The 22,849-nt window shown below is 55.8% G+C and carries 18 protein-coding genes and 1 tRNA gene; 11 read left to right on the top strand and 8 right to left on the bottom strand.

The features are described from left to right. Positions 1-157 precede the first annotated feature (157 nt). Positions 158-2,020: a bifunctional glutathionylspermidine amidase/synthase gene (gss, locus tag HV340_RS18940; RefSeq protein ID WP_063925589.1), complete on the top strand. Its 1,863-nt coding sequence runs from the start codon at positions 158-160 to the stop codon at positions 2,018-2,020. A 65-nt stretch (positions 2,021-2,085) separates the two neighbouring features. Here the strand turns inward: gss and pgaD are convergent, their stop codons facing one another. Genes pgaD through pgaA form a run of 4 tightly spaced genes read right to left on the bottom strand, consistent with a single transcriptional unit; the run spans position 2,086 to position 8,288 of the window. Further along, on the bottom strand, positions 2,086-2,517 hold the full coding sequence (gene pgaD / locus HV340_RS18935; protein WP_014171599.1) for a poly-beta-1,6-N-acetyl-D-glucosamine biosynthesis protein PgaD: 432 nt from the start codon (positions 2,515-2,517) through the stop codon (positions 2,086-2,088). Further along, a complete protein-coding gene (pgaC, locus tag HV340_RS18930) occupies positions 2,514-3,845 on the bottom strand; it encodes a poly-beta-1,6-N-acetyl-D-glucosamine synthase (RefSeq protein ID WP_032678962.1) in 1,332 nt (443 codons plus the stop codon). The genes pgaD and pgaC overlap by 4 nt, the downstream gene beginning before the upstream one ends. Further along, positions 3,838-5,841, bottom strand: coding sequence for a poly-beta-1,6-N-acetyl-D-glucosamine N-deacetylase PgaB (gene pgaB, locus HV340_RS18925; protein WP_181216175.1), 2,004 nt, complete (start codon positions 5,839-5,841; stop codon positions 3,838-3,840). The genes pgaC and pgaB overlap by 8 nt, the downstream gene beginning before the upstream one ends. Before the next feature lie 8 nt (positions 5,842-5,849). Then, the gene (gene pgaA, locus HV340_RS18920; RefSeq protein ID WP_181216174.1) at positions 5,850-8,288 is read right to left on the bottom strand and encodes a poly-beta-1,6 N-acetyl-D-glucosamine export porin PgaA; all 2,439 of its coding nucleotides are present in this window, start codon (positions 8,286-8,288) and stop codon (positions 5,850-5,852) included. Positions 8,289-8,959: 671 nt separating this feature from the next. Here pgaA and HV340_RS18915 point away from each other — a divergent pair. Further along, a complete protein-coding gene (locus HV340_RS18915) occupies positions 8,960-9,487 on the top strand; it encodes a LuxR C-terminal-related transcriptional regulator (RefSeq protein WP_044857798.1) in 528 nt (175 codons plus the stop codon). Positions 9,488-9,541: 54 nt separating this feature from the next. Here the strand turns inward: HV340_RS18915 and HV340_RS18910 are convergent. Together HV340_RS18910 and HV340_RS18905 are read right to left on the bottom strand one after the other, a co-directional pair. Further along, a tRNA-Phe gene (locus tag HV340_RS18910) sits at positions 9,542-9,617 on the bottom strand. Between the two features lie 95 nt (positions 9,618-9,712). Next, entirely contained in the window at positions 9,713-10,426 is a 714-nt protein-coding gene (locus HV340_RS18905) for a DUF554 domain-containing protein (protein WP_014171594.1), read from the bottom strand. 255 nt (positions 10,427-10,681) lie between these two features. On the opposite strand from HV340_RS18905, the gene HV340_RS18900 reads away from it, so the two are divergent. After that, positions 10,682-12,817, top strand: coding sequence for an ornithine decarboxylase (locus tag HV340_RS18900; RefSeq protein WP_104440369.1), 2,136 nt, complete (start codon positions 10,682-10,684; stop codon positions 12,815-12,817). Between the two features lie 49 nt (positions 12,818-12,866). On the opposite strand, the gene HV340_RS18895 is transcribed toward HV340_RS18900, so the two are convergent. Both HV340_RS18895 and HV340_RS18890 read right to left on the bottom strand, forming a co-directional pair. Then, a complete protein-coding gene (locus HV340_RS18895; RefSeq protein ID WP_014171591.1) occupies positions 12,867-13,559 on the bottom strand; it encodes a response regulator in 693 nt (230 codons plus the stop codon). After that, positions 13,549-15,174: a sensor histidine kinase gene (locus HV340_RS18890; RefSeq protein ID WP_160890523.1), complete on the bottom strand. Its 1,626-nt coding sequence runs from the start codon at positions 15,172-15,174 to the stop codon at positions 13,549-13,551. Before HV340_RS18890 ends, HV340_RS18895 begins: the two co-directional genes overlap by 11 nt. A gap of 345 nt (positions 15,175-15,519) precedes the next feature. Between HV340_RS18890 and HV340_RS18885 the strand changes: the two genes are divergently transcribed. From HV340_RS18885 to citG, 8 genes are read left to right on the top strand one after another with little or no spacing between them, the layout of a single operon-like run. Next, positions 15,520-16,881 (top strand): 2-hydroxycarboxylate transporter family protein, encoded by a 1,362-nt coding sequence (locus HV340_RS18885; protein WP_014171589.1) that lies wholly within the window; start codon positions 15,520-15,522, stop codon positions 16,879-16,881. Between the two features lie 17 nt (positions 16,882-16,898). Beyond that, entirely contained in the window at positions 16,899-17,762 is an 864-nt protein-coding gene (locus HV340_RS18880; protein WP_014171588.1) for a fumarylacetoacetate hydrolase family protein, read from the top strand. A 10-nt stretch (positions 17,763-17,772) separates the two neighbouring features. After that, on the top strand, positions 17,773-18,798 hold the full coding sequence (gene citC / locus HV340_RS18875; RefSeq protein WP_181216173.1) for a [citrate (pro-3S)-lyase] ligase: 1,026 nt from the start codon (positions 17,773-17,775) through the stop codon (positions 18,796-18,798). A gap of 16 nt (positions 18,799-18,814) precedes the next feature. Next, the gene (citD, locus tag HV340_RS18870) at positions 18,815-19,108 is read left to right on the top strand and encodes a citrate lyase acyl carrier protein (RefSeq protein WP_151711734.1); all 294 of its coding nucleotides are present in this window, start codon (positions 18,815-18,817) and stop codon (positions 19,106-19,108) included. Next, positions 19,105-19,980 (top strand): citrate (pro-3S)-lyase subunit beta, encoded by an 876-nt coding sequence (gene citE, locus HV340_RS18865; protein WP_014171585.1) that lies wholly within the window; start codon positions 19,105-19,107, stop codon positions 19,978-19,980. Before citD ends, citE begins: the two co-directional genes overlap by 4 nt. A 10-nt stretch (positions 19,981-19,990) precedes the next feature. Further along, entirely contained in the window at positions 19,991-21,508 is a 1,518-nt protein-coding gene (citF, locus tag HV340_RS18860) for a citrate lyase subunit alpha (protein WP_063156846.1), read from the top strand. A gap of 2 nt (positions 21,509-21,510) precedes the next feature. After that, positions 21,511-22,050, top strand: a complete 540-nt coding sequence (citX, locus tag HV340_RS18855; RefSeq protein ID WP_063925585.1) for a citrate lyase holo-[acyl-carrier protein] synthase — start codon at positions 21,511-21,513, stop codon at positions 22,048-22,050. After that, positions 22,028-22,837 (top strand): triphosphoribosyl-dephospho-CoA synthase CitG, encoded by an 810-nt coding sequence (gene citG, locus HV340_RS18850; RefSeq protein WP_063925584.1) that lies wholly within the window; start codon positions 22,028-22,030, stop codon positions 22,835-22,837. The genes citX and citG overlap by 23 nt, the downstream gene beginning before the upstream one ends. Positions 22,838-22,849: the final 12 nt, after the last annotated feature.

Genomic DNA, 22,849 nt, shown 5'->3' with positions numbered 1-22,849 from the left:
GTTTAGCGAACTGAGCGCAATACATTTCCCCTTCGCGCCACACTACACAGACAGCGGAACGGGTGTATGATAAATCCCACCTCTGTCAGGTTAATTACAACGTGCAGACGACGACAACCCTTTCAACATTGCCGCCTGCCCGTCTTAGGTTGGATACATGCGTAAAGGAAAGTTAAGCAGTGACGCGCCATTCGGGACGTTATTAGGTTATGCGCCGGGTGGCGTGGCGATTTACTCTTCAAACTACGGCAGTCTCGATCCGCGTCGTTATCCGGAAGACGCGGATTTTCGCAGCTATATTGGCAATGAATACATGGGCCACAAGTGGCAGTGTGTTGAGTTCGCCCGCCGTTTTCTGTTCCTCAATTATGGATGTGTTTTCACCGACGTCGGTATGGCGTGGGAGATCTTCTCTCTGCGCTTTTTGCGCCAGGTCGTGAACGATAACATCCTGCCGCTTCAGGCCTTTGCTAATGGGTCGAAACGTGCGCCGCAGGCCGGGGCGTTGCTTATCTGGCAAAAGGGCGGGGAGTTTCATGAGACCGGCCACGTTGCCGTGATCGCGCAACTGTTAGACGATAAGGTGCGCATTGCCGAGCAGAACGTTGTTCACTCTCCGCTCCCGCTCGGGCAGCAGTGGACGCGCGAGCTGCGAATGACCGTTGAGAACGGTACTTACACGCTGCATGACACCTTTGACGATACCGAAATTCTCGGCTGGATGATCCAGACGGACGACACGGAGCACAGCATCCCGCAGCCGGAACTCGACGGTGAACTGCTGAAAATCAGCGGTGCGCGGCTGAAGAATAAACGTCAGTTTGACGGGAAATGGCTCAACGAAAACGACGCCCTGCAGCAGGCGTATGTCCGCGCAAACGGCCACTTTATCAATAAAGATCCCTGCCAGTATTTTACCATTACCGAAAGTGCCGAGCAGGAGCTGATCAAAGCGACCAATGAACTGCACCTGATGTACCTGCACGCGACCGACAAAGTGCTGAAGGACGATAACTTACTGGCGCTTTTTGACATCCCTAAAATCCTCTGGCCGCGTCTGCGCCTCTCATGGCAGTGGCGTCGTCACCATATGATCACCGGTCGTATGGATTTCTGTATGGATGAGCGTGGCATCAAGGTTTACGAGTACAACGCCGATTCTGCCTCCTGCCACACGGAAGGGGGATTAATCCTCGAAGAGTGGGTGAAGAACGGTTATCGCGGTAACGGCCACAATCCGGCGGAAGGTTTGCTGGAAGAACTTACCGGCGCGTGGAAGCACAGCCATGCGCGTCCGTTCGTGCACATCATGCAGGACAATGACGTCGAAGAGGATTATCACGCGCTCTTTATTCAGCGCTCTCTGCTGCAGGCCGGGTTTGAAACCAAAATTCTGCATGGGCTTAACGCTCTCAGCTGGGATGCGGCCGGGCAACTGATTGACGACGAAGGCCGTCACGTTAACTGCGTGTGGAAAACCTGGGCGTGGGAGACGGCGATAGAGCAGATCCGCGAGGTGAGCGAAACCGAATACGCCGCCGTGCCGATCCGCACAGGGCATCCGGCGGGTGACGTACGGCTGATTGACGTCCTGCTGCGTCCGGAAGTGCTGGTGTTCGAACCGCTGTGGACGGTTATTCCCGGCAACAAGGCGATCCTCCCGGTGCTCTGGCAGCTGTTCCCGAATCACCGTTATCTGCTCGATACCGATTTCGAGGTTAACGACCTGCTGAAACAAACCGGTTACGCCATCAAACCGATTGCCGGACGCTGCGGCAGCAATATCGATCTGATTAGCGCCGGGGATGAAGTGCTGGATAAATCGAGCGGCAAGTTTGTCGATCGCAAAAATATCTACCAGCAGCTGTGGTGCCTGCCGAAGGTGGATGGCAAGCATATCCAGGTCTGTACGTTTACCGTGGGCGGTAACTACGGCGGCACCTGTCTGCGTGGGGATGATTCGCTGGTGGTGAAGAAAGAGAGCGACATCGAACCGTTGATTGTGGTGAAAGACAAGTAAGCCGTTCCGGCTGTCAACACACACCCGCAAGTGTTCCTTGCGGGTGTTTTTCGTTTTCCGGCGGCTCAGGGATGCTCGTCGTGCTGCTGACTTATCTTCAGGTCAATGATGCGGCCGATCTGGTCATGATAGACCGTCAGCAAATTGTACTGACTCATCTCTGAAATGATTTGTGGGGGAACGTTAAAGCTTCTCGCCAGCTCATCGTGACGCCAGGCATCGGGACGCCGCCGCCTTACCTGGGCGCGACGACGATTGTACTGATACCACAGAATGAGCAACCAGCCGTTAAGCGCGGCGATCAGCAAATAGATCAGCACCGTATTAAACGAGGCAATAATAATGCCCCAGCGGTAGTTGCTCTCCTCGGTTACCTGCATCCACAGATTGGCATAGAGGAAAAACAGAAAACCTCCCCATGCCAGCAGCGTCAGCACCGCATCAAAAAGACGGGGCAATAGCCGATGTTCAGTCAGAATTAGCGTATTTTCGTTCATTGAATGCTTCCTTTTCCCCGGTCCGGACTGATCCAGCGCGCACGTGCACGCTGGCGTTTAAGCATGACTTTTGGAAAGGCGACGAGGGTGGTGAACAGACCAATCATCCAGTACACCATCGGGAACCAGATCACCCAGAAAAGTGAACTCGCCACGTTTCTTTCATAGCGCCGCTCGATATACAAACTGACGAGGAATTGCATCAGACACATGACCCCCAGAAGCAACCCGGTAAATTCAGGAGGAAACAGGCTCTCGACGGTCAGGTTTGTGGGTAACGTAATGATATGGCTGACAATGAAAAGCAACACGGTCACCGCATAGGCGAATGCCCACAGCGTTGACAACGCGTACTCTAAAAACAGCGGCCACATGCGATGATGTTCCCAGCGCACGATCTTGCGAAGGTTAACCAGAAAGACCTCTGCACCGCCCTGAGCCCAGCGTAAACGCTGTTTCCACAGACCTTTTAACGTCTCTGGCATCAGGATCCAGCACAGCGCCCGCGGCTCAAAAAAGATATCCCAGTGTCGAAGCTGAAGCTTCCAGCTGATGTCGATATCTTCGGTGATCATATCCGGGCTCCAGTACCCCACATCTGCCAGCGCCTGTCGGCGAAAGGCCGCAATAACCCCGGAGACGGTAAAGACCCTGCCGTAGATCCGCTGCGTCCGTTTGATGAGACCAATAATCGACGAGAACTCGCCTACCTGAATACGGCCAATCAGCGTTGATCGTGTGCGAATACGCGGGTTTCCGGTGACGGCCCCGACGTGGGGATACTTAATCAGCGGCTCCACCAGATAGGCTGCGGTATCACGATCGAGCAGGGCGTCGCCATCAATACAGACCAGCAGATCGCCGCGCGCTGCCGCCGCGCCGGCCTTAAGCGCCACCGCCTTCCCCTGGTTTTCTGCGAGGTGAATGACGCGCAGGCGCGGCTGTTCCTGCGCCAGCTGCTGCAGCACCTCTGCGGTGTTGTCAGAAGAACCATCGTTGATCGCGATAACTTCGATATGGGGGTAGCGCTGATCCAGCGCGGCACTAATGGTCTCCCGGGCATTTCTTTCCTCGTTGAAACACGGGATCAGGATTGAAATTAACGGATCGCCGTCTAACGTCGGAGCAGGCGTCTGCTTATCCCATGACCAGTGCCGTTCAAGCTGAAACCAGAAATAGAGTCCCCCGGTTATCCAGAGCACGGACATGAACAGTGGCCAGAAGAAGACAAAATCCAGAATCAGTTCTCCGGTAAAGAGGGCAGCCACGCCCAGAGGCAACCCGAATACCAGGCATAAAATAGAGAATGCGATAATGCGATCAGTCATTGTCAGGGTACCAGTACGAAGAGAATTCAGGCCTGATGCGTGAAATATCAGGTTGGTTGTTGATGAAATCGTCGGGGTAGTAACCATAATTTTTGATGCCGTTCAGCTGGAGTACGCGCATCCACTGCGCCAGACGCGTGTCGGGCACGGCACGTTGAGGTTTCTGCTCCCAGTCCCGGGCCTGTAGCTCGAAAATGGTTTTATTGAGCGCACCGGGCCGTGCGGCAACGGCGGCGATCAACCGCGTGAGCCAGGCATCGCTTTCCTCGGCCGGAACGGATTCCATCAGCGGCATAGCCATCGGAACCGTCCAGTCGTAGGTCATCAGAAAATCATCCAGATTTTGTGCAAACCACGCTTCGCTCTCGGGCTGCAGGATGGGCAGGGCGAACATATTCCGTGCGGTTTTAATCTGCGGGCCGCGTATGTTTTTCACCGCCTGGCTAAGGCTGCGGGTAAAGCCGATGAGCGTCTGACTTTTAAAGCGACTCCAGGCGTGAAGGGCGGCCGGATCGTGTTGCATCGCGGCGATGCTGCGGTTATTCCAGGCGCGCAGGGCATCCGGGCCGGCATCTTCAAAGTCTGTCAGCACCGCATCGTCGTGAAATAAGATCCCATTGAAGCTGGCGTAGCGGGCAAGATCTTCATAGATTTCCGTGACCTGCTGACGAACCTCGGGGTTCCACGGGGAGAGGCGGATGTAGGGGTCGGTAGCCTCGTGCAATTGGCCCGTTTGACGATCCCAGCGCTGTACCCGCGGGAGTGCGGGTGAGAGATCGAAAGAGAGCACCGGCATCCACGCATAGACTTTTACGCCTGCGCGGGTTTGCAGCTGCCAGGCGACAAAATTAAACAGATCGGCGCGCACCGGAAGCCGGCTGTTAGGGAAGTAGAGCGCTTTGATCGTGCCATCGCCCAGCGGATCGGAAAACGCCTGCAGGAAAACATGACTGATTTTCATGTCGTAAACCCGCTGGACAAGTTTGTTGATGTTGTTGGTTTGCTGGGCCGGATCGGGATCGTAGACATAATCGAGATCGACATGCATGACGCGCACGGGATCGGCCTCCTGAATCTGGCTGACCGTGCTGGCAAAGGATTTGAGCGAGGGATTTCCGGAAATCAAAAGACGCGGAATATTGCCGAGATCGCGCACATCTGCCAGCCCGTCTTCAAGGGTAAAGGCCAGTTGATAACCCTGCTTTCTGGCGATGGCGAGCGATGTGCCGTTCGCGGCGCCATAGGGCCAGACCCAGGCGCGGGGCGCTTTTCCCGTCACCCGGGTAATTTTATCGGTAACTTTGCGCACGTCATCAGCGATCCGCTGGTTGAACTGCCGATCGGTTTCATAACGCCCCGTCGCTTTATCGTAAAAGCGGTTGGCGATGGCGGGTTCACGGCTTCCCTGTGGGTTAGCCGGTATGCCGTAATGCGAAGCCCAGGTATGCGAGCCAATCTCAACCAGCGGAGACTGGCTTAGCTCCCGCACCATATCCCAGGTTGCAAAGCGCTCGCGGGGCGTCATCAGTCCGCCGAAATTGACCTGCTGATTCGCTGGCGTATCTACCCAACTGCCCACCGGTGCCCACAGCGCAGGGACGTTCCAGGCCTGAAGGAGTGGCCAGACGCGGGTGTAGAAACTGCTGTAGCCATCATCAAAACTGAGTAAATAGGCTCTGGGCGGCAGCGTTTTTTTGCCCTCATGCGCATCCAGAATATCCTGCACGCTAATGGCGTGATAACCGTGATGCACAAGCCAGCCGATCTGCTCGTTTAGGGCGCTGGTACGAACGGACAGGTAGCGCTGATCGGCTGCATCATCTTCAACGTCATGGTAGGCCAGAACCAAAAAATGGTTCTTTGGCCAGGGTTTACTCGCCTCAGGCTGTGGCCGTTCCTGGGGGGACATAAACGGGAGGGCCTGAGCGCAGACGCTCGCGCTGAGGCATAACCAGCCGATAATTATCAGGCTCACAGAAAAACGTTTGTTCAGCATATTCATCCTTAAAAGCGTAAATTCGCATCAAACGTGACGGAGAGATTGCTTTCTCGTTTACCGTCGAAAGGGCGCTTGTCCCAGTTCAGCATCACGCCGCTATCAATGACGTTGTTCCATTGAATGCGCTGCCCGTAACCCAGCAGGGCGATGGCGCCAGCGGGCTGATTTTTCTGCCAGTATTCCCCACCTCCGAGAACGACCTGCTGGCTCCAGAGCGTGTCGTAATGGCGGTACATCTGATGATCGACGGACAGGGCCGCCGTTACGGACAGATCCCGCTCCGGGTTGTAATAGAGCGTGTCCCGCAGGGTGTTGGTACTCGCTGATATACCCGGTTCGAGATCCAGCGTCAGGGTGGGTGTCTGCCACAGCCGCTCTTTACCCGTAAGGGCGAACTCCTGGCGGCGGTTATGGTCGGAAAAGTGGCTGGCAGAGGCGTTAAACTGGTACTCACGGCGTTCGTTTTGATACCAGCGGACCCAGCCTTCTCCCCGGTTTGCGCTGACGCCATTACGCAGTGCCCGTAAAGGCGTCGTGCGTGAAAGACGTTCGAGGTTTCCACCCACCTGCCAGCTATCGTTCAGGCTGTACGCCGCCGAGAGGCGAGCACCGGGCTTGTTTGCACCGTGATAATGGTTACCGGAGAGTTCTGCTTCGACCAGAAGGTCGCGAGGCCGCCATTCGATGCCGGCAAACAGGTGGCGGCTGCTGCCTTTGCCTTCGTCAAAATTGCCCTGCGCAAATCGGGTTCCACCAAACAGCCGCCAGTTATCCGCGACGGGCGGACCGTAGAGCGTGGCATCCCAGCTCAGATCGTGTGTGCCGCTGACGGGGTTATCAGAGTGCAGTCCTTTGCCCGCGTTCAGACGCAGTTCGGACAGGTGATGGACGTTTCTGAGCCTGTCCAGACGTCGGGCGCTCCCGTCGACAGGCGCGCGGGCGATAACGTCATCGGCCAGTAAATCCATCTGTCGCCACTCCTGCAGATCCATTGCGACGTAGGCCTGCTGCCGTTCGAGCTCGATATTGGATGGCTCCAGCGTCTCGGCCATTTTGAGCTTTTGCTCCGCCGCCCGCGGCAGACCCCGCGCCTGAAGTAAGGTGGCGTAATCAATCTGTAATCCCTGATTTCCCGGCGCTGACGCAGCCAGACGTTGCGCCAGCTTTTCGGCTTGCGGAAGGGCATTGGTCATCAGCAAATAGTTAAAGGTGAGCGACTGCCCGATGAGCCATTGATCGTTGGGTTGCGGGGTTGGCGAACCGAAATCGTAGCGGGTCCAGGGCGTGTTACGGGTTATCTTCTCAACATACTGGCGAGCGGCCTGATACTGCCCGGTATCCAGCCAGGTGTAGAAAAGCGCATGATCGTCGTCCTGCGGATCCGGCGCATAGTCTGGATAACGTTTGAGAAGCGAGAGGGCGGCATCGGCATTTTTCTCCTCCAGATACGCGGAGATAACCCAGCCAATTGCCCAGGTCGGCACGGGATGCTGAGCCGACGTTAACGCCTGATATTCCCTGATGACCTGTGGATAATCACCGTGGGCGTGAAGCGCGCCAAGCCGATCGACACGGGCCCGGATAACGTCCTCCGCTGCCTGAGGTTCGTTTTGCCAGCGGGACAGCAGTTCGTCATAGCGGTTCAGCGCCGCTTGCGCGAGCCGCAAACGCTCTGTTTCAGTACGGGCAGGCACATCGGCAAGGCGTACCATTTCAGCGGCGGCGTTGAGTGCCAGACGGCGGCGTTGCGCGGGGGGCAGCGTCACCGTTTGTGAAAGCCGCAGGGCAGGCGTGTCGGCCCGGTTGTCTGTTAACGCATCAATCAACTCAGTACGAAGGGCGTCATCCGCTGGCGCACTATTCAACGCACGGATGTCTGCCAAAAGCCGCTCCTGGTTTTTCCCCTGACGTGAATAGACATAAGAGAGCGTCTGGAGGTGAGCCAGAGAGGGCTTTTCCGCCACCCGTTGCCGGGCTTCCTGCAGAGCCAGTGTATCCATGCGGGCGTCGGCGAGGGTTTTGATGTAGCCGATGCGATAATCGTCGTTATCCGGTGCAAGGTTACACGCCTCCTTCCAGAGCATTAACGCAGGTTGCCACGCCTTTTGGTTTCGCCTTGCCTGAGCAGCAGCAGCCACGCCACGGGCAGGAAGAGCCATATAGACCTTGTAACGCAGCCAGACCTGAATAACGTCGTCATCACGACCCGCCCAGGACGCCACCTGCAACCAGTCCGCAACCTGCTCAGGCGTCAGGGCATGTTGCTGCTGATAACGCTGAAGATATTGCAGAAAAGGAGCGTAATTACCGTTACGCGCCTGCTGAATCTGTTGTTCATATACTGATTCTGCTGCCTGAACCAGAAAGGGGAAAAGTAATAACAGAAACAATAAAGCGGGAGTGCGGTAAAAGAATAACGTATTGAAGCGAAGTGATCTTTCCATATCTATTTGCCATTTGTTTATCATAAATCCATTGCATAACACGGCCGCCTTTAAGCACGGGGTTAAAGGCCATAAATGAGAACGTTTAATCTGAATGCAGTTACGTTATGGGGTACTTACTTAAAGGTAATTATGGGTCCTTATGGTCAGGGCTAAGTGGCTGGTAATGTACACCCGATATGTTGGCAGATAAATATGTTGAAAAGCAGGGTGGTTGTTTTGAGATAATTCTGTAATGAGCTGTCCTGAGCGATTATTTTGAAATGAGTTTATATTTGTAAAATTATGATTTTATTGGTTTTTATTTATTTTGTGACAAATTTGTTTATATTTTTAATGTGCCTTATTGGCGTGAATTAAAGTACTTTCCGGTGCATGTTTGGGAAGTTTCATGACAAAAATTCTTAATATCCATAAAAGTGACTTTTCTGAGATTGTTTTTTACTTATAATTAATGGCAGCCATTGAATGATAGTCTATGGGAAGGCGTATCAATGAATGTGCGAATTGAGGGTCAATCAAAGCCAGAATACATTTATCGTTAATATAAAAGCGCTATAAAACGAAGGCGGACTTCTTTCCGAAGGGTCGTTCTTGCTTTAATCTAAAAGGGATGGTTAGTGGCAACTTCAATAGTGTTAGTGACACAGGATCGCTACCTTGTCAGGGGGATGAGGATATTTTTTCCGGATATAATCCTGCTGGACTCCATTGACAGAAAGATATTTGATAACGGCGCAGATGAATATTCTGTATTGATTGATAGCCGTGCACCGCTGCGTTTATATGATTACCTGATACGCCATCCGGCCAGAACGAAAAAAACAATCTGCTGCGTTATGCTCGATATGCGGCATCGCGAGGAGAATCTGCTCAGCATGAAGTTGTTTATGAACACGTCGCTCACGGCACCCGATATGGCGTCGTTATTCAACCTGGTGCTCAACATGAAGGGCAAACGTCTGACAACAAAGTGGCTGCTGAACTTACGGCTGAGCACGCATGAAGCCATTATGCTGCGGTTGCTCAGGGCTGGCATGGCGATGGAAGAGGTGGCACAGGAACTGAATACGTCGATTAAAAGCCTCTACCGTAAACGGACCGCGCTTTCAGAACGGCTGGGGGCAGAGAACTTCAACGAGGCTTGTTTGTTTATCTTTAAAAATAAACTGCTGGATTCGGATGGGAACGATCCCTAGCTTTGCTTTACCCCAAAAGCAAAAACCCGCCACGAGGGCGGGTTTTCTGAAGAGTGGTGCCCGGACTCGGAATCGAACCAAGGACACGGGGATTTTCAATCCCCTGCTCTACCGACTGAGCTATCCGGGCAACGGGGCGCATTAAACCTGATATGCCCTCTGCCGTCAACGAAATTTGTTGTTTTCGTAACGGACTGCACACTCTCTCACCAGTTCGCCGTAAACTTAAGCAAAAAAGTGCGTCCAGAGCGCGGATAGCGGCATTGCAATCAACAACGCGGGCAGCATATTCACCACCGCAAACATCTTTATTCCGCATATCCGCAGCCCTGTCGCCAGCAGCAGCAGGCCACCGACGGCGGTGAAGTCGGCCATCATCGCCGGCGTGGTGAGAGGAAGGATCAGTGTGGCGCAGGTAGCGAGGGCCAGCTGGATAAGCAGCATGGGCACGCAAATCGCGGCGACGGCGATGCCGAGGGTCGTGGCGAAAATGGTGGCCGTGAAGAAATCAAGAAACGCCTTCGCAATCAATATGCTGGGGTCGCCAGTCATGCCTTCCTGCATTGAACCGAAAATGCCTGTGCCGCTGGCGCAAAAAAGAATAATTATCGCGACGTAGTTCTGAATAAACGACTCGTGAGTGCCGTTTTTCGCCTTGCCCGGGTGGGCAATCAGGTTTTTGGCTTTGCTGACCGCACTGTTAATACCCTTTTCCAGATAGCAGAACTCGCCAATGAGCGCGCCGAGCAGGGTAGCAAGCACCATCACCGGCAGGTTGGCGCACTTGATCACCAGTAAAATGCCGATACCTAACGAGGCCAGGCCGAATATTGAGGGCATGGAAGAGCGAATACGCTCCGGCAACCGTTGACTTAATACGGCGCCAAGTACGCCGCCCAGCAATACGGCACCGGCATTGATAAAGGGTCCGATAACCACCGTGAACTCCTGTTAGTTAATCATGGGTATTGCAGGATTATGACACGCCAGGGGCCTGTTAAGCTTAGGTTTAGGCGGGTTAACGCATACTGATTGCTTCTTGCACCTCAAAATAAAAGGTGACATGATTGCGCGAAATTTCTCCTTCCTGTGTACGGAGCCGCCAATGATGATGTTGTCTGTCGCTGCGCGAACGCTCACCCGTATCGATATTATCTACTCCTGTCTCACCGTTCGGTGAGGGTAACTGCACTTATGAAAACCATGAAAATCGCCGTCAGCCGCGAGCTGGTCTCTACTGTGTCTACGCACCGCGAAAAGGTGACGCTGGATAACACTGATTTTACGGATGTGGCGGCAGTCGTCATTACCCCCGCGGAAAGTTGCAGCGGCGTTCTGGCATTGCTTAAACGCACGGGCTTTCAGCTTCCGGTGTTTATTTACTCGCAAGAGCCGTCAGACGTTCCTGATGGCGCAACGGCAGTGATATCAGGTAAAGCTCAGGAGTTTCTGGAACTGGAGACGGCGGCCAGCCGGTATGAAGAGAATCTGTTGCCGCCATTTTTTGACACCCTGAGCCAGTACGTGGCGATGGGCAACAGTACTTTTGCCTGTCCGGGACACCAGCACGGTGCATTTTTTAAAAAACACCCTGCGGGGCGGCAGTTCTATGAATTCTTCGGTGAGAACGTATTTCGCGCCGATATGTGCAATGCCGATGTGAAACTGGGCGATCTGCTGATCCACGAAGGCTCCGCCAAGCATGCCCAGAAGTTCGCGGCAAAAGTCTTTAATGCTGATAAAACCTACTTTGTGCTGAACGGCACCTCCGCTGCAAATAAGGTGGTCACCAATGCGCTGCTGACCCGCGGTGACCTGGTGCTGTTCGATCGCAACAACCATAAGTCCAACCACCACGGTGCGCTGATCCAGGCGGGTGCCACGCCGGTTTATCTTGAAGCGGCGCGTAACCCGTTTGGTTTTATTGGCGGGATTGACGCGCAGTGCTTTGACGACGCGTACCTGCGAAATCAGATCCGTGAAGTTGCGCCGGAAAAGGCCATGGAGAAACGCCCGTTTCGTCTGGCGATCATTCAGCTTGGTACCTACGATGGCACGATCTACAACGCCCGTCAGGTGATCGACAAGATCGGCCATCTTTGTGACTACATCCTGTTTGATTCGGCCTGGGTGGGCTACGAGCAGTTTATTCCGATGATGGCGGAAACCTCTCCGCTGTTACTGGATCTGAACGAGAACGATCCGGGCATTTTCGTGACGCAGTCGGTGCATAAACAGCAGGCCGGGTTCTCGCAGACTTCGCAGATCCATAAAAAGGATAATCACATTCGCGGCCAGGCGCGTTTCTGTCCGCACAAGCGCCTCAACAATGCGTTCATGCTCCATGCCTCGACCAGTCCGTTCTATCCGCTGTTTGCAGCTCTTGATGTGAACGCGAAAATCCATGAAGGGGAGAGCGGGCGCCGGCTTTGGGCGGAGTGTGTTGAGCTGGGCATTGAGGCCCGCAAGGCGATCATTGCCAACTGCCATATGATCAAACCGTTTATTCCGCCGATGGTGGCCGGGCGTCCGTGGCAGGATCATCCCACTCACGCCATCGCCAGCGAGCGCCGCTTCTTCAGCTTTGAGCCGGGGGCTAAATGGCACGGGTTTGAAGGCTATGCCAGCGAGCAGTATTTCGTCGATCCGTGCAAGCTGCTGCTGACCACGCCGGGTATTGATGCGGAAACCGGGGAATATACCGAGTTTGGCATTCCGGCGACCATTCTTGCGCACTACCTGCGTGAAAACGGCATTGTGCCGGAGAAGTGCGATCTCAACTCGATCCTCTTCCTGCTGACGCCTGCCGAAAGCAGTGAGAAGCTGGCGCAGCTGGTGGCGATGCTGGGTCAGTTTGAACAGCATATTGAAGACGATACGCCGCTCGCTGACGTCCTGCCGACCATCTACCAGAAATACCCGGTACGGTATCGCGATTACACCCTTCGCCAGCTCTGCCAGGAGATGCACGATCTCTACGTGAGCTTTGACGTGAAAGATCTGCAGAAGGCAATGTTCCGTAAAGAGAGTTTGCCAGAACGGGCGATGAATCCGCAGGATGCGAATCAGGCGTATATTCGCGGGAAGGTGGAGTTGGTGCGCATTCGTGATGCCGGCGGACGCATTGCCGCCGAGGGCGCGCTGCCGTATCCCCCTGGCGTACTGTGCGTGGTGCCGGGTGAAATCTGGGGTGGGTCGGTACAGCGTTACTTCCTGGCGCTGGAGGAGGGCATCAACCTGCTGCCAGGCTTCTCGCCGGAGCTGCAGGGCGTTTACAGCGAAAAGGATCCCGATGGGATTAAGCGACTGTACGGGTATGTTTTGTCATAGCCGCCGTCATCAGTAATCCCGGCCCTCTCCCAAAAGAGAGGGTCAGGGCTCACACCGCACTTCTCTTATACATCCTCCGCGGATGCCCAATCTTCCCGTACAACATCTCTACGCTCAGAAACCCCGCCTCCACGCAGTGCTCAAGATAGCGTCGGGTGGTGGTTTTACTTAATCCTGTCTCCTGCACGACCTCGTCGACGGAAAAACAGTGTGTCGCCTTGTCGTTAAACAACGCCTGCACCCGTGCCAGCGTATTCTCCTCAATGCCTTTGCTGCCGTTATCCAGACGGTAGTTTTTCGCCTGCAGCTGGTAGAGCGAGTCGACGTTCTGCTGGTCGACAATCTTCCAGACCCGCTGTTGTTCGGCAAACTGCACAAAGCGTTCAAGCGACTGGCTGAGGCGTTTCCAGGAGACCGGCTTCAGGATGTAATCAAAGGCGCCATTTCGGATGGCCTGGCTGCAGGTGTCCATGTCGCTGGCAGCAGTAATGAAAATTACCGAACAGTTGGCGCGGGTGAGCATGGGGTCATTGATCAGTGTGATCCCTTTACCGTCCGGCAAATAGTTATCCAGCAGCATAAGCTGCGGCTGCTTGCTTTCAAGCTGGACCTGGGCGGCAGCGAGAGACGAGGCGATCCCTACCAGCCTCAGGCGCGGATGTTTACCGATAAGTTCCGCGTGCAGTTGCGCCAGTTCGTTCTCGTCTTCAACAATCAATACGTCGATAAGTTCATGTTGCATAGTCGGTATCTTCCAGTTGCTGGGCGGGACGCCGGGCGGGAATAAACAGTGAGAAAATGGCGCCGCGCGGGGTGTTATCGGCAATTTCTATCGCGCCGCCAGCCTGCGTAACATAGCTTTCGATCAGATACAGGCCAATCCCGTGATCGCCGCGTGTTTTGGTGGTGATGCCGCGTTCAAATATCCTGTCACGGATCTCCGGTTTGATGCCAACGCCCTGGTCGGCCACTTCGATAATCAGCTCCTGCTCGCTCAGTTTGATCAGCACTTCGACCGGTGCATGGGGAAGCGGTGAGCGCTGCGTCGCTTCGATGGCGTTATCCAGCAGGTTGCCGATGATTGAGATCAGCTCTTCTTCAGCCAGCGACGGGAACGGCCTGTCCAGCCGGCAGGCCGGGTCAAAACTGAGCTCGACCCCTTTCTCCCGCGCGCGGGCGGCTTTACCCAGCAGCAGGCCACACAGGGTCGGGGAGTTGAAGCGGGAAGAGATAAAGTCCAGCAGCTCCTGAGCATGTTCCGACTGCGCCTGAATATAGCCAATCGCCTCTTCATAGCGGCCCATGTGCAGCAGGCCGGACAGAGTGGTCATACGGTTCAACTGCTCATGACGCATGATGCGCAGGTTATCGACATAGCGTTTAACCTGGCTGAGCTGGGCGCTAAGCGAGTCAATTTCATTCCGATCGCGAAAGGTGATCACCCAGCCCTGCAGCGAATCCTCAAGCATGATGCGCACCCGGCTGGCAATCACCGTGAGGGTGTTAAAACGGCAAATTTCATCATGGGTATCTTTCGCCAGCATCGTCTGCGTCGAGAAGAACGGGACAGGGTCGATAACCTGGCTAATCAGCTGCCCGCGCAGTTCACGGGCTGGCTGGCTCAGGCCAAGCAGCTTGCGCGCCGCCTGGTTGATCACCTCGATGCGCAACTCATCATCAATGGCGATCACCCCTTCATAGATAGACTCCATCATCGCCTTTTGCTGGCGCACCAGCAGGCCGATTTCCCGTGGCTCCAGGGAGAAGATCTGCTTCTTGATACTGCGGGTAAAGAACCAGGAGAAGATAAAGAGCGCAATCAACAGCAGCACGGCGGCCAGCAGGATATTGACCACTTTGCTGACGGTAATGGTATCAAGGTAGCTGGTGAGATAACCCACCGAGACAATCCCCACCACTTGCCCCGCATCGTTGAAGATGGGCGCTTTGCTGCGCAGCGAAATACCCAACCCCCCTTTGCGGATGGTGGTGGTGCTTTTTCCCTGCAGGACCTCCTCATTGTCTCCACCGATAAGCGTCTTGCCCACTCTGTCGGCAAAGACCGAATGAAAAAGATGCAGACCTTTATTATCTCCAATCACAATAAAGCTGGCGTCACTGTGAGCGGCAATTTTCTGCATAAAATCATGGATGGCTTTGATATCTTTTTGTTCAACCTCATCACGTAATGAGGGAATAAGTGCGATCTCTTCCGCCTGTATTTTGGCACGTGCGCTCATTTCCTGATAAAGCTGCTTGCCGACATCGACGTAATAATATCCGCCCAGTAACGCAAAAAGTACTGAGAAAAAGGCGACCAGCGAAATAAACAGCTTAATCTGAAACGATACTTTCATAACTATCACGCGAGGTAGCAGCAAAGATTGCCAATATATCATCTTTTTTCGCGCGGATACCCGGTTTGCCGAAAACTTGTGATCCCTTGCACAGCAGGCCCTGTAAAAGAATTTTCCGAATAGCCTATGCGCCTGAAGCCGTCTGGAGAAATGTTATTTGATTGTTCGTTTTAGAAAAGAAACCATAAAAACCACGGCAATAAATAAGGCGTAAATCACATTAAATAAAAGAAACCATTAAAACCATAGCTGCCATAAAAACTTCGCTTTTAATATGCCATTCCTCACATAAAGTAAGCCTTTGTGACTCTAAGCTGAACGCACAAAATAACTAAGGGGCTTATTATGAGCACAACTGACGATTCTTTCTCTGTTACCCACGACCCGATTGATATTCAGCGACCATCACTCAAAGAGCGCTGGTGGCATATTATGGATACGTGGAAAATCGGAATTATCCCTCTGCCACTGTTTGTCCTGGCCGGCGCGCTGATTGCCATTGATTGCCTCGGCGGCAAACTGCCCAGCGATATCGTGGTGATGGTCGCCACGCTCGCGTTCTTCGGTTTTGCCTGCGGTGAGTTTGGCAAGCGCCTGCCGATTGTCGGTAAACTCGGTGCGGCGGCGATTTGCGCCACCTTTATTCCTTCGGCACTGGTCTATTACGGTCTGCTGCCGGATGTGGTGGTGGAGTCCACCACGAAGTTCTACAAATCCACCAACATTCTGTATCTCTACATCTGCTGCATCATTGTCGGCAGCATCATGAGCATGAACCGCACCGTGCTGATTCAGGGCTTCCTGCGCATCTTCTTCCCGATGCTGTGCGGCGAAATTGTCGGCATGATTGTTGGCATGGGCGTAGGGATAGCGCTGGGCCTTGAGCCATTCCAGATCTTCTTCTTTATCATTCTGCCGATCATGGCGGGCGGTGTTGGGGAAGGGGCGATCCCGCTCTCCATCGGCTATGCCACCCTGCTGCATATGGACCAGGGCGTGGCGCTCGGTCGCGTTCTGCCTATGGTTATGCTCGGCGGTCTGACGGCAATCATCATCTCCGGCTGCCTCAATCAACTCGGTAAACGTTACCCGCACCTGACCGGCGAAGGCCAGCTGATGCCTAACCGTGCGAATACCGATGAAACCACCGCACAGCCTGCGTTCTCCGGTAAAGCAGACGTCACCACGATCGCTTCTGGCGCACTGCTGGCCGTTCTGCTCTACATGCTGGGGATGCTCGGCCACAAGCTGATTGGCCTGCCTGCGCCGGTTGGCATGCTGTTTATGGCGGTGCTGGTCAAGCTTTGCAATGGTGCTTCTCCACGTCTGCTGGAAGGTTCTCAGGTGGTGTATAAATTCTTCCAGACGTCAGTAACCTACCCCATTCTCTTCGCCGTGGGCGTGGCCATTACCCCCTGGCATGAGCTGGTCGCCGCATTCACGTTGACCAACCTGCTGGTGATTGTCAGCACCGTCTCCGCGCTGGTGGCGACCGGTTTCTTCGTGGGCAAAAAGATTGGCATGCACCCGATTGATGTCGCCATCGTCTCCTGCTGCCAGAGCGGTCAGGGCGGTACCGGTGACGTGGCGATTCTGACCGCAGGCAACCGTATGAGCCTGATGCCCTTCGCCCAGATTGCTACCCGTATCGGCGGTGCGATTAACGTCTCCATCTCTCTGCTGATACTGGGCAACTTCCTCGTTTAAGTCTTCAGGAAAGAACAATGAAACTCGCAAGCTTTTTATACCAGGGAACACGCAGCTACGGCATCGTTCAGGCCGAAGGTGTGATTGATTTAGGTCGCCGTCTCGGCGACCGCTACAGCGACCTCAAAGCGCTGCTGCAGGGCAACGGGCTGGCCGAGGCCACCCGTTATCTCAACGACGCCGTGGATGTCCCTCTGAATGCCATCACCTTCTTACCGGTGATTGAGCAGCCGGAAAAAATCCTCTGCGTGGGCATGAACTACGCCGACAAACGCAAAGAGTTTGACCAGCACAACCCGGCGCCGACGCTGTTCGTCCGCTTCCCGGATTCGCAGACCGGCCATAACGAACCGGTGCTGAAGCCGCGTCACTCCAGTGAATTCGACTACGAAGGAGAGCTGGCGGTCATCATCGGCAAAGCCGGAGAGAACATCAGCCGTGATGAGGCGCTGCGCCATGTGGCGGGTTACAGCTGCTATATGGACGGCTCCGCCCGCGACTGGCAGCACACCTGGTTTACGGCGGGCAAGAACTGGCGTCAGACCGGAGCGTTTGGCCCGTGGATGGCGACGGCGGATGAGATCCCGGACCCGCACCAGCTGGCGATCCGCACCTGGCTTAACGGCCGTATGGTGCAGGAAGACAACACCAGCAGCATGATCCACAAGGTCGCGGAGCTTATCGAATACATCAGTACCTTTACCCGCCTCAGCCCGGGCGATGTGATCATCACCGGCTCCCCTGGCGGCGTGGGCAAAAAGCGCAACCCGCCGCTGTTCATGAAAGAGGGCGATCGCATTGAGGTGGAGATCGAGCATATCGGTCATCTGAGCAATGTGATCATGGAAGCGCCCGCCACCGGGCTTGCGGCAGCACACTGAGTAAAACGGCATGAACAGTCAACCCACTATCGATTTTCGCCACACCCTTGTGGCGAAACACCCGGAACGCTTAAGCCAGATCCGTTACCTGCTGGCAGACAGCGGCCTTGGCCTGGACAACGACATCACGCTGTTTGTCGAAGCCTGGTCCGGCACGCAGCTGGTGGGTTGTGCCGGGCTTGCCGCTAACGTCATCAAGTGCGTGGCGGTAAACGAGCAGCTTCGTGGGGAGAACCTCAGCGCACGGTTGCTGGCAGAGGTGGAAAATGCGGCGCTGGAGCGCGGCCATTTTCACCTCTTCCTCTGCACCCGTCCGTGCAACAAGGAGCGCTTTGGCCGCAGCGGCTTCTGGCCGATTGCCCAGAGCGGGAACGACGCGGTGCTGATGGAGAACACCCCGCAGGGGATCCAGCGCTACTGCCGCGCGCTCAAGTGCCAGCGCAAGGCCGGGAAGAAGATTGGCGCGATCGTGATGAATGCGAATCCGTTTACCCTCGGCCACCGGCATCTGGTCGAGCAGGCCGCGGGGCAGTGCGATGCGCTGCATCTGTTTGTGGTGCGCGAGGATGCCTCGTTCTTCCCGTTCAGCGCCCGGCTAGAGATGGTACGGGCGGGCGTGGCGCATCTGCCGAACGTGATTGTGCATGAAGGATCGCAGTACATCATCTCCCGCGCCACGTTCCCGGCCTACTTCCTGAAAGAGACCGGCAAAGTACAGCAGGCGTGGAGCGAAATCGATGTGCTGATCTTCCGGGACTTCATCGCCCCGGCGCTGGGTATTACGCATCGCTTTATCGGTTCGGAGCCGTTTTGCGATATCACCCGTCAATACAACCAGACGCTGCACGACCTGCTGGCCTCGCAGATTGACGTGGTGGAAATGCCGCGCATCAAGGTCACCGGCAACGCTATTTCCGCGTCGGAAGTCCGCCGCTTGCTGAAGACACAGCAGTTTTCCCGGATCCGGGAGATTGTCCCGGACTCCACCTTCGCGCACCTCGAAACGCATTACCGTGCGAGTGCGGAAGTCGCATAACTATCAGGAATTTATCATGAAAATTGTAAGGGAGGCGCTGGCCGGTACACAGGAGTCCAGCGACCTGATGGTAAAAATTGCCCCCGCTCAGGGTGAGCTGGAAATTATCATCCACAGTGAAGTGATTAAGCAGTTTGGCGAACATATTCGCCAGGTCGTTAACGACACATTGCGCGCCATGAACGTGCACCAGGGATTAATTATTGTTGAAGACAAAGGGGCGCTGGACTGTGTGATCCGCGCCCGCCTGCAAAGCGCGCTCCTGCGCGCAGCCGATGAGCCGACACTCAACTGGAGGGCGCTGAAATGAGCAAACTCCGCCGCAGTATGCTGTTCCTGCCGGGCGCAAACGCCGCCATGCTCTCTACGGCATTTATCTACCGCCCGGACTCCATCATGTTTGACCTTGAAGACGCCGTCGCCCTGCGCGAGAAGGATACCGCGCGCATGCTGGTGTTTCATGCCCTGCAGCACCCGATGTATCAGGATATCGAAACCGTGGTGCGCATTAACCCGCTGAGCACGCCGTTTGGCTTGCTGGATCTGGAAGCCGCCGTGCGGGCAGGGGTGGACGTGATTCGATTGCCGAAAACCGACACCCCAGAGGATATCGATGAGCTGGAAGGGCATCTGGCGCGTATCGAGCGTGAATGCGGGCGCGAGCCGGGCTCGACCCGCGTCATGGCGGCTATTGAATCGGCGATTGGGGTGATTAACGCCGTGGCCATTGCCCGCAGTTCTCCGCGCTTAATCGGGATCGCGCTGGCCGCCTTTGATTATGTGATGGACATGCAGACGGAACGCGGGGATGGCACTGAGCTGTTTTATGCCCGCTGTGCCGTGCTGCACGCCGCCCGCGCCGCGGGTATCGACGCTTTCGACGTGGTGTGGTCGGACGTTAACGATGAAGCCGGCTTCCTGCGCGAGGTCGATTTGATCCGCAAGATGGGCTTTAACGGTAAATCGCTGATTAACCCACGTCAGATTGACCTGTTACATAACGCCTATGCCCCAACCCAGCAGGAAGTGGATCACGCGAAACGGGTCATTGAAGCGGCAGAAGAGGGGGAGCGTAACGGCCTGGGCGTCGTGTCGCTCAACGGCAAAATGGTCGATGCCCCTATTATTAACCACGCGCAGATGGTGCTGGAACGCGCGGCGGCCTCCGGCGTGCGTCGTTAAGGATTACACAATGAACCAGACTGAACTTCTCCATGTGAATTTCCCCCATCTGCGGGACTTAAAACCGTTTGATACCGCCCACAGCGCAACGCCATGGCTGAACAGCCCTGACGAAAAACACACCCGTAAGCTCTGTGCTTCGGTCGAAGAGGCGGTGTTACGCAGCGGGTTACAGGACGGGATGACCGTCTCCTTCCACCACGCGTTTCGCGAAGGCGACCGGGTGATCAATACCGTCGTGGCGCTGCTTGCGCGTATGGGCTTTAAAAACCTGACGCTGGCTTCCAGCTCGCTGATGACCTGTAACGACGCGCTGATCGAACACATCGAAAGCGGCGTCATCACCCGGATTTACACCTCCGGTATGCGGGGCAAGCTGGCGGACGCTATCTCACACGGGTTGATGGCCGAGCCGGTACAAATTCACTCCCACGGCGGGCGCGTGAAGCTGTTGCAGGACGGCGAGCTGAATATCGACGTGGCGTTTCTTGGCGTGCCGTGCAGCGATGAATTTGGCAACGCCAACGGCACGCACGGGAAATCGTGCTGCGGCTCGCTTGGCTATGCAATGGTGGACGCGCATTTTGCCCGCAAGGTGGTGCTGCTGACCGAAGAACTGGTGCCGTTCCCGAATATGCCCGCCAGCCTGGTGCAGGATCAGGTGGATTACATTGTGCAGGTGGAGAGCGTGGGTGACCCGGCGAAAATCAGCGTCGGTGCGGCTCGCGTGACCAGTAATCCGCGTGAGCTGATGATTGCCCGCTACGCGGCGGATGTGATTGAACATTCAGGCTATTTCAAACCCGGTTTTTCTATGCAGACCGGCTCCGGTGCGGCGGCTACCGCCTGTACCCGCTTTATGGAGGAGAAAATGGAGCGCAGCGGCGTGAAGGCGCGCTTCGCGCTCGGGGGCATTACCGGCAGCCTGGTGGATCTGCACGAGAAAGGCCTGATCGAAAAGCTGCTTGATACCCAGTGTTTCGACGGCCAGGCCGCGGCCTCGCTGGCACGAAATCCGAATCATGTGGAGATCTCCACCAACGTTTATGCCAACCCCGGCAGCAAGGCAGCAAGCTGCGACCAGCTTGATGTGGTGATCCTCAGCGCCCTGGAAATTGACGTCGATTTTAACGTCAATGTTATTACCGGCTCTGACGGCGTAATGCGTGGGGCATCCGGCGGACATTGTGATGTGGCCGCGGCGGCGAACCTGACCATCGTAGTCGCCCCCCTGCTGCGTAGCCGTATTCCAACCGTCGTGAAGCGGGTGACCACCCGGCTGACGCCCGGGGAGAGCATCGACGTGCTGGTTACCGATCACGGCATCGCGGTTAACCCGGCACGCCCGGAAATCCGCGAACGACTGCTTGCCGCAGGCCTCAACGTTGTCGATATCAACGCGCTTTTCGAGCGGGCGATATCACTGACCGGCGTACCAAAACCCATTGAGTTTACCGACAAAATCGTCGGTGTGATCCGCTACCGCGACGGCAGCGTCATCGACACCGTTCGACAGGTGAAGGAGTAATGATGACTGTAGCGACACCCGCGCGGGCGGGTGTCAGCCTGGAGGAGCTGCTGGCGGCGAAAGAGCGCCGTGCAGCACGCCAGACTGACTGGCTCACGCACTATCAACAACCGGTGATTTCTCTCACGCTCGTCACCCCCGGGGAGATCAAAGACAGCCTGCGCTATCGCAATACGATGGGCGTGGCATTGCAGATGTGCGACCAGCTGCTGTGGGAAAACCGCTGGCAGGTGCTGGACCGCCAGGTGCTGTGGCTGCCCACCGGGCCAGAAGCAATCTGGTGCGTGGCGCATCCGGCGGCGGAAATCAAAGCGCACTGTACGGATCTGGAGCAGACTCACCCGCTCGGCAGGCTGTGGGATTTGGATGTGATCTGCCCGGCACAGGGGCATGTGGGGCGCCAGTCTTTAGGGGCACACCTCCGGCGCTGTCTGGTGTGTGATGAGCCTGCCCACGCCTGTTCCCGTTCGCGTAAGCATCCTGTAGAGCAGGTGGTGGCTCGCGTGGAGAAGATGATCGATGACTGGTTTGCTCGCGACTAACCCGCAGCCATGCGATGTGCCAGGGCTCGCCGAAGAGGCGTTATGGCAGGAGCTGGCGTTGACGCCAAAGCCGGGTCTGGTGGATAAGCTCAACAACGGTGCACACCGCGATATGGATCACGCGCTGTTTGCCCGCAGTATTGCGGCTATCACCCCGTGGTTTGCGCGCTTTGCAGAGCTGGGTCATACCCATGCGGATAAACCCGCGGCGGAACAAATACGGATCATTCGCCCGATGGGCATTGCCTGTGAACAGGCAATGTACGCTGCAACGTGCGGGGTGAACACGCATAAAGGCGGCATTTTTGCCCTCGGTTTGCTGTGCTTTGCCGCCGGACGTGTGAAACACGCCACGGCTGAGAGCCTCTGTAGTGAGGTGAGTCACCTCTGTCGCGGGCTGGTGGCGCGTGAGCTGGCAGCGCGCAGTGGACAGGCGACGGCAGGGGAGCGGCAGTTTCAGCAGTATGGTTTAACCGGCGCGCGGGGCGAAGCGGAAAGCGGTTTTGCCACGGTGCGTGCAGCGCTGGCGCAATGGAACGGGCACGCGCTGCATGACCTGCTGCTGCGCCTGATGGCGATGAATCAGGACAGTAACCTGGTGTCGCGCGGCGGTATGGAAGGGCTGCGTTATGTGCAGGGTTATGCGCGGTCATTACTGACGCGTGGCTGGGATCGTGATGCATTAATACAGATGGACAATGCGCTCATTGAACGGAATTTAAGCCCGGGGGGCAGTGCGGATTTATTGTCGGTAGGATGGGTGCTGGCGAAATTACCCCTCTCCTGAAAGGAGAGGGGA

Source organism: Enterobacter sp. RHBSTW-00975, from assembly GCF_013615235.1.
Lineage (GTDB): Bacteria > Pseudomonadota > Gammaproteobacteria > Enterobacterales > Enterobacteriaceae > Enterobacter > Enterobacter ludwigii.
This window is presented reverse-complemented; position numbering and strand designations above follow the sequence as displayed.